General features: G+C 59.5%; 14 protein-coding genes. 6 read left to right on the plus strand and 8 right to left on the minus strand.

What is annotated here, in order from left to right; all coding sequences use genetic code 11:
- Positions 1–37 precede the first annotated feature (37 nt).
- Entirely contained in the window at positions 38–358 is a 321-nt protein-coding gene (locus ACV8MC_RS20045) for a hypothetical protein (RefSeq protein WP_042609927.1), read from the minus strand.
- Positions 359–546: 188 nt separating this feature from the next.
- Here ACV8MC_RS20045 and ku point away from each other — a divergent pair, with 188 nt between their 5' ends.
- Positions 547–1,413, plus strand: a complete 867-nt coding sequence (ku, locus tag ACV8MC_RS20050) for a non-homologous end joining protein Ku (RefSeq protein WP_073474486.1) — start codon at positions 547–549, stop codon at positions 1,411–1,413.
- 131 nt (positions 1,414–1,544) lie between these two features.
- Here the strand turns inward: ku and lpxO are convergent, their stop codons facing one another.
- Positions 1,545–2,444, minus strand: coding sequence for a lipid A hydroxylase LpxO (gene lpxO / locus ACV8MC_RS20055; RefSeq protein ID WP_041480397.1), 900 nt, complete (start codon positions 2,442–2,444; stop codon positions 1,545–1,547).
- 309 nt (positions 2,445–2,753) lie between these two features.
- Between lpxO and ACV8MC_RS20060 the strand changes: the two genes are divergently transcribed.
- On the plus strand, positions 2,754–3,188 hold the full coding sequence (locus tag ACV8MC_RS20060) for a short chain dehydrogenase (protein WP_457263181.1): 435 nt from the start codon (positions 2,754–2,756) through the stop codon (positions 3,186–3,188).
- Between the two features lie 33 nt (positions 3,189–3,221).
- On the opposite strand, the gene ACV8MC_RS20065 is transcribed toward ACV8MC_RS20060, so the two are convergent.
- The 4 genes from ACV8MC_RS20065 to ACV8MC_RS20080 all read right to left on the minus strand — a co-directional run bounded on the left by ACV8MC_RS20065 (position 3,222) and on the right by ACV8MC_RS20080 (position 7,830).
- Entirely contained in the window at positions 3,222–4,166 is a 945-nt protein-coding gene (locus tag ACV8MC_RS20065) for a class I SAM-dependent methyltransferase (protein ID WP_258706673.1), read from the minus strand.
- Between the two features lie 14 nt (positions 4,167–4,180).
- Positions 4,181–5,548, minus strand: coding sequence for an iron-containing redox enzyme family protein (locus ACV8MC_RS20070; RefSeq protein WP_056785944.1), 1,368 nt, complete (start codon positions 5,546–5,548; stop codon positions 4,181–4,183).
- Between the two features lie 110 nt (positions 5,549–5,658).
- A complete protein-coding gene (locus ACV8MC_RS20075; protein WP_056785943.1) occupies positions 5,659–6,588 on the minus strand; it encodes a ZIP family metal transporter in 930 nt (309 codons plus the stop codon).
- Between the two features lie 15 nt (positions 6,589–6,603).
- On the minus strand, positions 6,604–7,830 hold the full coding sequence (locus ACV8MC_RS20080; RefSeq protein WP_056785940.1) for a zinc-dependent alcohol dehydrogenase: 1,227 nt from the start codon (positions 7,828–7,830) through the stop codon (positions 6,604–6,606).
- 377 nt (positions 7,831–8,207) lie between these two features.
- On the opposite strand from ACV8MC_RS20080, the gene ACV8MC_RS20085 reads away from it, so the two are divergent.
- Both ACV8MC_RS20085 and ACV8MC_RS20090 read left to right on the plus strand, forming a co-directional pair.
- Positions 8,208–9,794 (plus strand): ABC-F family ATPase, encoded by a 1,587-nt coding sequence (locus ACV8MC_RS20085; protein WP_016774693.1) that lies wholly within the window; start codon positions 8,208–8,210, stop codon positions 9,792–9,794.
- Between the two features lie 283 nt (positions 9,795–10,077).
- Entirely contained in the window at positions 10,078–11,265 is a 1,188-nt protein-coding gene (locus tag ACV8MC_RS20090; protein ID WP_457263183.1) for an MFS transporter, read from the plus strand.
- A 127-nt stretch (positions 11,266–11,392) separates the two neighbouring features.
- On the opposite strand, the gene ACV8MC_RS20095 is transcribed toward ACV8MC_RS20090, so the two are convergent.
- Together ACV8MC_RS20095 and ACV8MC_RS20100 are read right to left on the minus strand one after the other, a co-directional pair.
- Complete coding sequence (locus ACV8MC_RS20095; RefSeq protein WP_457263185.1) at positions 11,393–12,430, minus strand: alpha/beta hydrolase family protein; 1,038 nt, start codon at positions 12,428–12,430, stop codon at positions 11,393–11,395.
- Between the two features lie 167 nt (positions 12,431–12,597).
- A complete protein-coding gene (locus ACV8MC_RS20100; protein ID WP_016774691.1) occupies positions 12,598–13,209 on the minus strand; it encodes an FMN-dependent NADH-azoreductase in 612 nt (203 codons plus the stop codon).
- Between the two features lie 126 nt (positions 13,210–13,335).
- Between ACV8MC_RS20100 and ACV8MC_RS20105 the strand changes: the two genes are divergently transcribed.
- Positions 13,336–14,244, plus strand: coding sequence for a LysR substrate-binding domain-containing protein (locus tag ACV8MC_RS20105; RefSeq protein WP_056785936.1), 909 nt, complete (start codon positions 13,336–13,338; stop codon positions 14,242–14,244).
- On the plus strand, positions 14,241–14,600 hold the full coding sequence (locus ACV8MC_RS20110; protein WP_110645259.1) for an MmcQ/YjbR family DNA-binding protein: 360 nt from the start codon (positions 14,241–14,243) through the stop codon (positions 14,598–14,600). Before ACV8MC_RS20105 ends, ACV8MC_RS20110 begins: the two co-directional genes overlap by 4 nt.
- The last annotated feature ends 156 nt before the right edge of the window (positions 14,601–14,756 follow it).

The raw sequence follows: 14,756 nt of genomic DNA on the forward strand, positions 1-14,756 counted from the left end.
TTCGTGTGAAAGGCTGACAGAACATCAGTCCTGCCGTTCAACGGTTGCTGCCGGTGCCCCGTGAGGGCGGGTTGGGAATGAAAGTTGGCGGATTGCTCGGCACCGAACGAATCGGTTGACCATTGCCGATGCCGCGATTTTCAACGGTCGGCTGACGTGGCACGGGAACGGTGTTCGGCCCGCGAAGCGGCGGAGCGCTGGGCTGGGTGCCCTGCATGCTGTTGGGATTGGCCCGGCGGATCGGGCTGTTGTAGGGATTGTTGCTGTTCCCGGTGGGGCTTTGTGCGAGCACGACATCGGCATGAACCAGGCCACCACTTAAGGCGAGGACGGCGATGCCAATCAGAAACCGGTTCATGGGAATACCTCTCGATGTGCGTGGACTAGAGCCTTGGAGCCCACGCTACGCCGTGGGTTCGCATTTGTTAACCCTCGCGCCTTCAACAACATGTAACACGGCTTGACCATACCGTTGGAAGCCGCGCAATCACTGGAAACTTTCTCGCCGCGCCACGGGTCACCTGATCATCACTCGGAGGACAGGTCATGGCTCGGGCAATCTGGAAAGGCGCAATCAGTTTTGGACTGGTACACATCCCCGTGGCGCTGGTTTCAGCGACGTCGTCCCAAGGCGTGGACTTCGACTGGCTCGACAGCCGCAGCATGGACCCGGTGGGCTACAAACGCATCAACAAGGTCACCGGCAAGGAAGTCACCAAAGAAAACATCGTCAAAGGCGTGGCCTACGAAAAGGGCCGCTACGTGGTGCTCAGCGAGGAAGAAATCCGCTCGGCGCACCCCGTCTCGACACAGACCATCGATATTTTCTCTTTCGTCGACGCCGAGCAGATTCCGCTGCAGAACATCGATACGCCCTACTATTTGGCGCCAGACAAGCGCGGCGGCAAGGTTTACGCGTTGCTGCGCGAAACCCTGAGCAAAACCAACAAGGTCGCCCTCGCCCGCGTTGTCCTGCATACCCGTCAATACCTGGCCGCGTTGATGCCGCTGGAGTCGGCGCTGGTTCTGGTGAAACTGCGCTGGCCGCAGGAAGTGCGCAGTCTTGATGAACTGGCGCTGGGCAGTGAAGTGACCAAGCCGCAATTGGCCAAGGGTGAGCTGGACATGGCCAAACGTCTGGTTGAAGACATGACCTCGGAGTGGTCGCCTGAGGACTACAAGGACGAGTTCGAAGACAAGATCATGGCGCTGGTCGAGAAAAAAGCCCACGAAGGCAAGATCGAGGACGTCGAGACCACCACTGGCGAGGAAGAACGCAAGACTGCCGATGTTATCGACTTGACCGAGCTGCTCAAACGCAGCCTCGGTGGCAAGGCACCGGCCAAGCCCAAGGCCAAATCAACCAGTAAGGCGGCGCCGGCGAAGAAGACTCGGAAGGCGTCCGGGGAGTAAGCGTTGGGCCAGCTAGAGGTTTGTTTGAAGTGAAGCCGCCTTCGCGAGCAGGCTCGCTCCCACAGGGAAACGCATTTCAAAATGTGGGAGCGAGCCTGCTCGCGAAGAGGCCGGTACTGACACCGCAAGTCTCAGATCAGAATAAAGATCGCCAACAACGCCGCAAAAATCGCCCACTTCTCCAGGTAATACCGCGTACGGTTGCGTTTCTTCAGCTCTTTGCCGCGCAAACGGATCTTGTAGATCTTGGTAAACAAGCGGTTGATACCACCGGTTTTGTCCCCCGCATCATTCGGCGCGCCTGCCGCTGACATCACGGTGCGGCTGAACCAGCGGTTGAACGCCGCCGCCCAGCGGTACTTCAACGGCCGCTCAATGTCACAGAACAGAATGATCCGGTTCTGATCCGTGGTGTTTTCAGCGTAATGAATAAACGTCTCGTCGAACATCACCGCTTCGCCATCGCGCCAGTGATAGTTCTCACCGTCGACGTTGATGTAGCAGCCGGGATCATTCGGCGTATCCAGACCCAGGTGATAACGATAGGAACCGGCGTACGGATCGCGGTGGCGCACCAGCTTCGAGCCCGGTGGCAGCTCGGCAAACATCGCCGCCTTGATTGAGCCGATGCTCTGCACCAATTCAGTGGTGCGCGGGCACAGCTTCATCGCCGATGGATGGCTGTCGCCGTACCACTTGAGGTAGAAGCGCTTCCAGCCAGTCTTGAAGAAAGAGTTGAAGCCGACATCGTCATACTGATTCGAGCGCTTGATCTCGCCGGCACGCAGCAGATTCTGGCCTTCCTCGCGAATCTCTTGCCAGTGCGCCTGCAACGGGCTCAGATCCGGGAAATCCGCCGGATTCAGGTACGGCTTGTTGGGAATCTTCGAAAACAGATAAAGGAAGCAGTTGATCGGCGCGAGGAACGTCGAGTGGTCACTCAGTTGCCGCCCCAGCTTGTGGCGCACGCGTCCACGCAAGTGAACGTAAGCAATCGAGATGACATAAACAGCGGCAATGATGAGTTTCACGGAAAAGGGTCACACGTCAAAAGTGAACAAACTGCGCGCGTGGCGACCTGAGGCCCAGCGTCTTATGCAGCGGTCTTGATGCACAGGGCGCGTCCTTGGCCCGCGCCGTTTCCGGGCGCTCGGTGAAAGGGTGGCATTTTAGCCACAGTTCGTAACCGATAGTGAACCCTCAACTGTGAAAAACTGTCTTGCGCGTTTGCGTGTAAAGCTCCAGCACACTTGAATCCATACAAACGCCCGTTGCTCATTTCGATGGAACCACGCTTGGCACGCGCTCCTCTATCGCTTACCAATAACGGAGGAACCCCCATGATCGCCCCACAAACCGGTATGAAACCAGGTCAGCGCTATCGCATTGAGAGCGTCGAGCGCGCGCCGCAATTCTCTGGCTTTTTTCTCGATGGAAAGTATTTCCTGGGGCCTGAGTTGCAGACCGCCGTCGGCTGGCTTGAAGGGCAAATATTCTTCTACGACCAGCTCGACCCGACCGGTGAGCCGGTTTATCCGGGCAGAATTGCCGGCACGATCGAAGGGCTGACGTTGGTAATGCCGGACGGCTTACGCCTGGAGATCGAAGAAGCGCCTTATCTGGCGGAACCTGCCGCACCTGTACGCGCTTCCCTCGCCGGGCGCATTGAGCGTATCTCGCGGCAGCCGATTCGCCCTTCGCCGCTGTTGGTAGTCGGGGCCGCGATGTTAGTAGGTGTTTGCCTGCTGACGATCTCGCGCATCAGAAATCGCTGACGGCCACCGCGCAAGCAGTGGCCCAACTATCGGTCACTGCTCGCGGGTTACCGTCAGTGCGACCACGGCGATTCGCTCGGCGCGCTCGTATTCAGGCTTGAGCAGTTCCTCGCTGAACACATCCGGATCGAGTTCGCGATAAGTCCAGCCAAAACGCTCGCCCTTGAGCAGAGGCGCCACGGCCTCGCGGAACGGGTCCTGCCCGGCGACGATCGCCACGCCGGTGTACACCAGCAACGTGCCGCCGACTTCCAGACGAGGCAACGCTTCACGCACGATACGCACCGACAAGCCTTCGCCCAGCGCCCCGCCGCCGTGGCGATAGGCGCGCTGTTGCTGGTCGTTCATATACGGCGGGTTGGCGATGATCAAGTCGAACTGACCTTCGACACTGGCGAGCAGATCGCTGTGGTACACCGACACGTTGTTGGCCCCGGCCAGCTCAGCGTTGACGGCACTCATGCGCAACGCCTGCGGATTGATATCCACCGCCAGTACTTGGGCATCCGGCCTTGCTTTGGCGATGAGCACCGCCCCGGCGCCGCTGCCGCAGCCGATGTCTACTGCGCGCCTGATCGGCGAAAAGCGCTGCTGCAACTGCGCTTCTATGGCCTGAGCGAAACGGTAGGTATCCGGACCGAAGAACACCGCATCGCTCGCGGTTGTCGGGAAGGCGGAATGAGCGAACAACCGCTCATTGAGCGTCGACCAGCGCACTTGACTGCGCCACACCGCGCCATCGCGTTCGACTACGCCGGCCTGCTCCAGCGTGGCCAGTTCTTCTGCGCGAAACAGCTCTGAAGGAAACGGCATCGACCAGCCAAACACATCACGCAGATCTTTCGCCAACGGCGTGGCAAAGCGCTGCAGAAAACGTTCGTGGGTCAACGGCGTTGGGGTAATGAAGTGATAACCGCTGTCGAGCAGGCGCTTGCCCAACTCGAACAGCGCTCTGTCCGATGTTTCTTGTGCCGACATGAAGCCTCCTTGTTTCAACGCAAGCGGGCGCGCAGTTGCATGAAGCGACGCGTCGCGAAAAGTCCGGCCGGACGCCAGTGCCGCTGGGGTTGCAGCCATGGCATCAACAATGACATCTGTTCGGCGGCAGGCTTGTCGGCCAGTGCCGCTTCCAGGTTGAGCAGATCGGCGTCATCGTCAAAGGTTTCTTCGACGGCAGCTTCGCGGCGTACGTAAGGCCGAGGCCGGGAGGCCGGGCAATCCTGAGTGATCCAGTCGCGCAACAGCTGTTTCTCATAGCCATTGAACACCCCGAACATCGCCGCATCGCTGCCGTCGATCAAACGCCAGAAACGACTTTCTTCCACCGCCTCACCGCGTTTGATCCAGCTTTTGCGCTCCAGCGCCGAAAGAAACTCGCCCATCTGTCCCGGCGTGGCCAGCCACTGATTGATGGTGCGGTTTTCGATACGGCAGTAGTCGGAATGCATGTGCCGGCCAAAGACAGCTTTACGCTCAAGCATGGCGATGACTTCGTGGTCCAGATCAAACTCTGTGATGACGGCGGTTGTGCCTTTGCCGACATCATTGAGGCGATAACCGACAGCCATGCGCCGGTAGAACTCATCGCGTTCATCGCCAAGTGGCAACAGCTCGAGCATTGATTGCACTGCCTTGCGCGCATGGCCGGTGCTGGCGTTGTCGATGGTCACGTGCAGGCGGAAATAGTGCGGATCGATGCCCAGCTCCGCTAGCTCATAAGCACTGATCAACAAGTGCAGCGGCAGTTGCTCGTAGCCGAGGTTGAAGCCGATGACTTCTGGCAGAAACTGCCCGCCGAAACGTCCCAGTGCCAGCTGCACCGCGCCTTGCAGAAAATACTCGTCGGCAAGACCGCTCAGATCAGAGCATTCATGCTCGGCGAGCAGCTTGCGATAGATCACCACATGATTCTGCCGTGGCACGCCCTCGCCCAGCTCTTCAAGATAGGTATCGAGCAAATCGTCGAAACGCGGGTCCTGCCACTGCGGCAACAGCCCAGCCAGCCAAGCGCCATCGACCTCTTTGGTCGGTGCCACATGCAAGATGAAATACAACGCGTGGGATTTGTTGCGGAAATAGCGGCGCGGCGCGCCCTGCTGACGTTGTTCGAGGTAATCGGCGTACTCGGCCGCCACGCTGGCGCAGCGGGTTTCCGACCATTGCAGCAGCTCTTCGGCGCTGGCCGGCAAATCGTCAGACAGCGCAGCCGCCTTGCTCAGCTGCCGGCGCAGGAAGTCCAGTGCCGCACGATCAACCGTGGAGTCTTCCGCCAGCAATCGGTCATAAAGCCGGCGCTCGGTATCCGCCGGCGTGGATGTTTTACCCGAAGACTTCCTGGTCGGGATTTCGATCAGCGACATGACTCATTCCCCTGCGTTATTGGCATTGCCTATAAACGAAAGAGTGATTGGCGCTGAAAAAAATTCCTTTTTTGTGCGAGACGATAGGCTCAGTGGTGCACGTCGTTTTTTTAACCCAAAGCGGTATCGAGAAACATCATCACGCCGAACCCAAGCATCAGCCCGAGCGTGGCAGGCGTCTCGTGGCCGTTGCGGTGAGTTTCCGGGATCACTTCATGCGACACCACAAAGATCATCGCGCCCGCCGCCAGGCCCATCGCCACCGGAAAACCCAACGCAAAACTGTTGGTGATGCCCAATCCGACAATCGCGCCCAACGGTTCCATCAATCCTGAAGCGGCGGCAATCAACGCTGCACGCCCTGCGGAAATGCCGGTCACGCGCAATGCCAACGCGACCGCTAGTCCTTCTGGAATGTCCTGAATGGCGATCGCAGTGGTCAGCGGCAAGCCGATTTTCATGTCGCCGGTGGCGAAGCTGACGCCGATCGCCATGCCTTCCGGAAGGTTGTGCAGAGTGATCGCCAGCACGAACAGCCAGACCCGATTGAAGCGCTTGGCTTCAGGCCCGCGCCGGCCGCTTTTTTCATGTTCGTGGGGGACGAAGCGGTCGAGACCGACCATCAACGCCACGCCTAAAGCCATGCCGGCCACAACGACGGCAGCGGCGAGCATGGGGCTGCTCACCGCTTCCTTCGCCGCCGCAATCCCCGGCAGGATCAGTGAAAAGGAACTGGCAGCCAACATCATCCCTGCCGCAAACCCGAGCATGGTGTCTTGAGTTCGCGAAGTAATCGCCCGCAACGCCAGGGCCAGCAACGCACCGATTGCCGTGGCGGCAAAACCCGACAGACCGCCTAGAGTGGCGAGGCGTAGCGTGTCGCGGCCGGTACTGACCAAACCGGTGTAGCCGCTGATCAGCAACAACACGGTTACACCGACCAGGGTCAGCCAGAAAATGCGCCCTCCCCAGCCCGTGCGCGACAGGTTCACAAACCATGCTCGCACGGGAGCTGCGAACGAAGATGACGGTAGCGCCATGAAAAGTCCTCGGTTTCAGGTGGCCGGTACGAACGGCGTGGTTTCATCCAGCTGCGCCAGCGGAACATCGCTGCCACCCGGGGTCAGAATCACCTTGCGGCATTCTTCCTGCTTCTTATTGAAGATCTTGTAACCCTCGGCCGCCTGCTCCAGCGACAGCCTGTGTGTGATGATCGCCTCGGGCTGCAACTTGCCGGTTTCGATGTAGCCAAGCAGCTCCGGGAGAAAACGCTGTACGTGAGTCTGGCCCATTTTGAAGGTCAGGCCCTTGTCAAAAGCGTCGCCGAACATGAAGCCATGGATAAATCCTGCATACACCCCCGGAACGCTGACCACACCGCCACGGCGGACGGCGGCGATGCACTGGCGCAAAGCCTTGCCGCTGCTGCCTTCAAGCTTGAGTGTAGCCATGACCGTTTCGGTGGTGCTGCCCTTGGCTTCAAGGCCGACGGCATCGATCACGGCATCGACGCCGCGATGGCCGGGAGTCTGGCTGGTAATGGTGTCGGCCGGGTCATCGTCTTCATCGAAGTTGATCGGAATCACGCCGTAGGTGCGCTGGGCATAATCGAGGCGGTACTGGTGATGGTCGACCATGAAAATCAGCTCAGCACCGAGCATTCTCGCGCAGGCTGCGGTGAGCAAACCGACCGGCCCGGCGCCGTAGATCGCCAGACTCGAACCCTGTTTGACGCCAGCGTTGATCACGGCTTGCCAGGCAGTCGGCAGGATATCGGACAGGAACAGCACCTTCTCGTCCGACAGCGTGCCCGGCACCTTGAACGGGCCGGTATTGGCTTTCGGCACGCGCACCAGTTCCGCCTGGCCACCGGGAATTCCGCCATACATACGGCTGTAGCCGAACAGCGCTGCTGGCGGCGGAATCATTTTCTTGTTCAGCGCCGCGCCGGGGCCTTCGTTGGTGGTCTCGCAAGCGGCGTAAAGCTCTTGCTGGCAGAAGAAGCAATCGCCACAGGCGATCACGAACGGAATTACCACGCGGTCGCCGCGCTGCACGGCCGTGACGGCTGGCCCGGTTTCTTCGACGATGCCCATGAACTCATGACCGAATATATCGCCGTGCTCGACGGTGGGTATTTTGCCTCGGTACAGGTGCAGGTCCGACCCGCAGATGGCGGTAGCGGTGACGCGCAGGATGATGTCGTCGGCGGCTTCAAGTTTCGGGTCCGGTACGGTTTCGACGCGCACGTCATGGGCGCCGTGATAGGTCATTGCTCGCATGGCTTGGTCCTCACTCGTTTGAACGAAAATGGCTGCTGCTCCACTTTCCGAAGTGAAAATGGCCGAGTGAGTTCATTCGGGTTTTCGAGATTTTGATCAGCGGATACTGGGGACTTCTCGGACGAGCCGATGCGTACGCCAGTTTGCCTGCCATATAACTGCCGTCTGAGTTATGCGACAATGCGCGCCAATGTCCAACAAGAACCCCGTACTCGTCGCTCAGCAGCTTGCCTTCAACGGCCCCAGTTGCGGACGGCTTATGCGCGTTGGCTCAACTCAAGCACAGACTGGGGGGGAGCTGGAAAAGCTCCAGATTGGTATTCAAGTCCGGTACCAAGCACCACAGACCAGCTCTAACCCATTGATAGGTAAGGTAATTGATCTCCACAGCTAACATCACGATGCAGTTTGGCGCCAAGCCGCTGTTCGAAAACGTTTCGGTCAAATTCGGCGCAGGCAATCGCTACGGCCTGATCGGTGCCAACGGTTGCGGCAAGTCGACCTTCATGAAAATCCTCGGCGGCGATCTCGATCCGTCCGGCGGTCAGGTCATGCTTGAGCCGAACGTGCGTCTGGGTAAGCTGCGCCAGGATCAGTTCGCCTACGAAGAATTCACCGTGATTGACACCGTGATCATGGGTCACGAAGAGCTGTGGAAGGTCAAGGCCGAGCGCGATCGCATCTACTCGCTGGCTGAAATGTCCGAAGAAGACGGCATGGCCGTTGCCGAGCTGGAAACCGAGTTCGCCGAGATGGACGGCTACACCGCCGAATCCCGTGCCGGCGAATTGTTGCTGGGTCTGGGCATTCCGCTGGAACAGCATTTCGGCCCGATGAGCGAAGTCTCGCCAGGCTGGAAACTGCGCGTGTTGCTGGCGCAGGCACTGTTCTCCGATCCGGAAGTGCTGTTGCTCGACGAACCGACCAACCACCTGGACATCAACACCATTCGCTGGCTGGAAAACATCCTCACCCAGCGTAACAGCCTGATGATCATCATCTCCCACGACCGTCACTTCCTGAACAGCGTGTGCACGCACATGGCTGACCTGGATTACGGCGAGCTGCGCCTGTTCCCGGGCAACTACGACGAGTACATGACCGTGGCGACCCAGTCCCGCGAGCAACTGCTGTCGGACAACGCCAAGAAGAAAGCGCAGATCTCCGAGCTGCAATCGTTCGTCAGCCGCTTCTCGGCCAACGCCTCGAAAGCCAAGCAGGCCACCTCCCGTGCCAAGGCGATCGACAAGATCCAGCTGGCCGAGGTCAAGCCTTCCAGCCGCGTCAGCCCGTTCATTCGTTTCGAGCAGAACAAGAAGCTGCACCGTCAGGCGGTCATGGTCGAGAAAATGGCCAAGGGTTTCGATGGCAAGCCACTGTTCAAGGACTTCAGCTTCCAGGTTGAAGCCGGCGAGCGCGTTGCGATCATCGGCCCGAACGGTATCGGCAAGACCACCCTGCTGCGCACTCTGGTCAACGAACTGACCCCGGATGCCGGTAGCGTGAAATGGACCGACGCCGCCGAACTGGGCTACTACGCTCAGGACCACGCCCACGACTTCGAAGACGACGTCACCCTGTTCGACTGGATGGGTCAGTGGACCCAGGGCGAGCAGATGATTCGCGGTACTTTGGGCCGGATGCTGTTCTCCAACGACGAGATCCTCAAGTCGGTCAAGGTCATCTCCGGTGGTGAGCAAGGTCGCATGCTGTTCGGCAAGCTGATCCTGCAAAAGCCCAACGTGCTGATCATGGACGAACCGACCAACCACTTGGACATGGAATCGATCGAAGCACTGAACCTGGCGCTGGAAAACTACCCGGGCACGCTGATCTTCGTCAGCCACGACCGTGAGTTCGTATCGTCCCTGGCCACGCGTATCATCGAGCTGAGCCCGAACGGCGTGACCGACTTCAGCGGCACTTATGACGACTACCTGCGTAGCCAGGGCGTCGTTTTCTAAGAGCAGCCTATTAGTTTCAAGCGGCAAGCTGCAAGTTAAAAGCCCTGTCCGTGTGACGGGGCTTTTTGCATTCGGCGTTTGGGAATTGTGGGTGCGCCGATATTCGCGAGCAGGCTCGCTCCCACAGGGGAATGCATTTCAAATGTGGGAGCGAGCCTGCTCGCGAAGGGGCCGTCAGCAGCCCCATCAATCCCAAGGGAAAGTAGTTAGCCTGCTTTCTTTTATCCCAGCCCCGCGCGATGATGTCGGCAACTCTCCCACCGCCGCCCGCGAACGAGTGCTCATGTCTGCGCAGCCACTGCCACCGCAAAGCTCCCTGGCGATCACCCTGCAGATCGTCTCCATCGTTTTCTATACCTTCATTGCCTTTCTCTGTATCGGGTTGCCGATTGCGGTATTGCCAGGTTACGTCCATGAGCAACTGGGTTTCAGCGCGATCATTGCCGGCCTGGTGATCGGTTCGCAGTACCTCGCCACACTGCTCAGCCGGCCGATGGCCGGGCGCATGTCGGATACCCTGGGCACCAAGCGGGCGATCATTTATGGCTTGTGGGGGATTGTCCTCAGCGGCGCGCTGACGTTGCTGTCGACCTTGCTGCAAAGTTTTCCGCTGACCAGCCTGTTGATCCTGATCGCCGGGCGCCTGCTGCTTGGCATTGCCCAAGGCTTGATCGGTGTCGGCACCATCAGTTGGTGCATGGGCCAGGTCGGTGTCGAGCACACGGCAAAATCCATCGGCTGGAACGGCATCGCTTCTTACGGCGCGATTGCCATTGGCGCGCCGTTGGGCGTGGTGATGGTCGCTGTATATGGCTTTGTCAGCCTTGGCATCGCGCTGTCGGCGTTGGCGGCAAGTGCGCTGTGGTTGATCCGCAACAAACCCTCGGTGCCGGTGATTCGTGGCGAGCGCCTTTCGTTCTGGGCCGTATTCGGCAAGATTGCGCCGTACGGCACCAGCCTGACGCTGGCCTCGATCGGCTACGGCACGCTGACCACGTTCATCACCCTTTATTATCTCAACCGAGGCTGGACCGGTGCGGCGTACTGCCTGACCGTGTTTGGCGTGTGTTTCATTCTGTCGCGGCTGTTGTTCATCTCGGCGATTGCCCGGTTTGGCGGGTTTGCCTCAGCCATCGTTTGCATGTCGGTTGAAACTGTCGGGCTGGTGATGTTGTGGCTGGCGCCCTCCACTGCGTATGCGTTGATTGGCGCAGGGCTGGCGGGGTTTGGGCTGTCTCTGGTGTACCCGGCGCTGGGGGTTGAAGCGATCAAACAGGTGCCGAGTTCCAGCCGTGGTTCAGGGTTGGGGGCTTATGCGGTGTTCTTCGATCTGGCACTGGCGATTGCCGGGCCATTGATGGGCGCGGTGGCGTTGAATCTGGGCTATTCGTGGATTTTCTTCAGCGCGGCGTTGTTGTCGGTGACCGGGCTGGGCCTGACCTTGTTGCTCAAGCGTCGTGCACTTCCCTGAAAACAGACAATTCAATCTCCGTGGGAGCGAGCCTGCTCGCGAAGGCGTCGTGTCAGAGAAAGATGCGCTGGCTGACTCACCGCTTTCGCGAGCAGGCTCGCTCCCACAGGGGAATGCGGTGTTTGAGTTATTGATCCGCCGTCTGCATCCCCGCCCTGCTCGATTTACCCAGTGTCTGGGCAAAAAACCGTCCGGCCTCGGAGATCAGGTTGCGGTGTATATCCTCGCGATCCACCCCGTCGGCATCGGTACACAACGCCGGCATGGCGCGGATCTGCTCTTCGGTGCACGGCGCCATGAACACGAAGTGCCCTGCTCCGGCGAGCAGTTTGAAGTCCGGCGCGGTGGGCAGTTTGCGCGCCAGGGCGGCGGCGTTTTTATCGAAGGCCACCAGTTTGTCGCCGTCGCCGCTGTAGAGCAGCACCGGTACGTGCACATCGGCAAGGGTGTGGCGGCCGAACTTCAGGCTCAGCGGTGCCATCAGCAATAACGCGTGAACCCGTGGATCGGCCACTGGCTGCAAGTCATCGCGATCAACAATCAGTTCACCCTGGGTGTTACAGGCATCGTGATCGTCCGGGCGTTCCTGGCAATAGCGGCGCAGACGATCCAGATCCGGTTGCGCCCCGGAAAGAATCAACGCGGTCTCGCCTCCAGCCGAATAACCGATCACACCAACCTGATCAGCATTGACGAACGGCGCCAGCATGTTGTCTGCGAGCGTCGCGGTGATCGCTTGGGAAATCTGGATTGGCCGCCCGTAGAGATTGCTCAAAGTGCCAAGTCGGCTATGGTCGCGCCAGTTGTCGCCGGGATGAATCACCGCCACCACGACAAACCCCTTGCGCGCCAGCGAAGTGGCCAGATCATGCAAGGCCAGCGGCGTGCCGGTATTACCATGGGAGAGCATCAACATGGGAAAGCGGCCGATGGCAACTTTGGTGTCTTCTCCAGCCTCGACCGAATAGCCCTCAAGCAAACTCATATGCTCACGGTCACTGGACGGGTAAAAAGCGATGGCGCGCATCGGTTGCAGATCGAGCGGGTCGAGAAAGGTCATCTCGTGATAACCGACGCTCCAGACAGGGTGCCGCCCCGGCGCGGCCTGCACTGAATTCAGGCTGCCCAGCAGGCAAATCAGCAACATTGCACAAAGATGCCTCATGAATGCCCCACCCTGTCGGACCACATCGTCGGATGTGCTGAAACTGCATAACCCGGGCCAGATTATGTAACAGCCAGAAACAAAAAACTCCGTAATCAGCCCTTGCGGAATCAGAATACAGAGTTTTTTGGGGATTGCCTGAACAGACGCTGTTCTTTACGCAAGCCTTACGCGGCGGCGAACAGTTGCTCGCTGATCTTCGCTTGCGCAGCGCTCATGGCGTTGTTGCGCACTTCTTCGCCATAGGCCAGACCTTCAGCGCGGACGATTTCGATATCGGTGATGCCGAGGAAGCCCAGTACCAGCTTCAGATACTCTTCGTGAGCGATGCCGCTGGCCTGACCGGCATGGATGCCACCAGAGGTCGACACAATCACCACTTTCTTGCCGCCGCACAGGCCTTCAGGGCCGGCTTCGGTGTAGCGGAACGTCTGGCCGGCGACGGCGACGCGGTCGATCCACGCTTTGAGCTGGGTTGGAACGGTGAAGTTGTACATCGGCGCGGCAATCACCACGGCGTCGGCAGCGATGAATTCGGCCAGGGTCGAAGCGCTCAGCTCGGCTTCGTGCTGTTGCGCAGCGTCGCGCAGTTCGGCGGTGGTGCCGGCGGCAACCAGCGTGGTCGACGAGAAGTGGCTGATCGCATCGGCGGCCAGGTCGCGGTAGGTAACCACGGCGCTCGGCTCGGCGGCTTGCCAGGCGTCGACGACTTGACGGCTCAACTGACGGGAAGCCGAGTTGTCGCCGAGAATGCTCGAATCGATGTGCAACAGTTTCATGTGGGTTCTCCTGAAAGAATCGCCGGCGGCGACGGAATGGAGACAATCCTACGCAACAAACCAATAGCTGATTAGTCGCCGACAATGCGATAGTTCGTCCCATTGATAGAACGACTGGAAACGCGCATGCAGGACCTCAACGATCTCTACTATTTCGCCAAAGTGGTCGAAGCCGGCGGTTTTGCCGCCGCCGGGCGTTTGCTCGGTATTCCCAAGTCACGGCTTTCGAGAAGAATTGCCGAGCTGGAAGAGCGCCTCGGTGCACGTCTGCTGCAACGCACTACCCGCCAACTGAGCCTAACAGCCGTGGGCGAACGCTACTTGCGCCACTGTCAGGCGATGCTGCTGGAAGCGGAAATGGCTGACGAGGCGGTGGCGAGCATGTCCAGCGAGCCTCGCGGACGCTTGCGGGTGTCGTGCCCGACCGGTCTGGCCCATGAAATGCTGCCGACGGTGATCAGCGACTTTCTCGGCAAGTTTCCTCAGGTGCAGCTGGAGGTCGTCCTGCTCAACCGCCGGGTCGATCTGGTCACCGAAGGCATCGATGTCGCCTTGCGTGTGCGCGATCACGGTGATGAAGATCCTTTGCTGGTCACCCGGCGCTTGCGTCAGGCTCAGGCGGTGGTGATCGCCAGCCCGGCGTTCATGCAAGGCAAGACGATCACTCATCCGCAGGACCTGAAAAACCTGCCGGTACTCGGCGCGCTGGAAGCCGACCGCATGGTTCATGTGCGTCTGCTCGATCAGCAAGGCAAGAGCGTCGATCTGAGCATGGAAGCGCGGCTGGGCATTGATGACTTCGTGGTGCGCAAGGCCTGCGTGCTCGCCGGTCAGGGCTTTACCGTGCTGCCGATGATGTTCTGCGAAACCGAATTGCGTAACGGCACACTGGTGCAAGTGCTGCCGCAATGGTCATTGCCTGGCGGCTGGCTGCAAGCGGTCTATCCGCACCGGCGCGGGGTAATGCCGGCGGTGCGCGCATGGATCGATCACCTGGTCGAATCGTTCAATGCCTGCGGGGACAGATTTCTATGAAACAAGGAAGAATGAGCGAAGCCGAAGTTGCCGAGTTTTGTCTTGCCCTGCCCGGCGCGCGGGAAGATTACAAATGGGGCGGCGTGCGGGTGTTCTCGATTGCCGGCAACAAGATGTTTGCCTTGCAGGGATTACGTGGGGATTCGCTGGCGTTCAAGGTCGACAAGGATCTGTTTCTCGGCCATTGCGACCGCCCGGGGATTCATCCGGCGCCGTATCTGGCGCGGGCGCAGTGGATCATCATGCACCCGCCCTACCCGCTGGGTGCCGAGGAATTACAGGGTTTGTTGCAGCGATCGCATCAACTGGTGGTGGGCAAGTTGCCTAAGAAAACCCAAATCGGCCTGCTTTTGTAAGCACGCAAATCCTGTGGGAGCGAGCCTGCTCGCGAAGGCGGTTTGTCAGGCGACTCATCAGCGAGGATTGATCGTTCCCACGCTCTGCGTGGGAATGCAGCCGGGGACGCTCTGCGTCCCAAAAGATCGCAGCCTTCGGCAGCTCCTACAGGGGTA

This window comes from Pseudomonas sp. PK-RTE-24, from assembly GCF_054052265.1.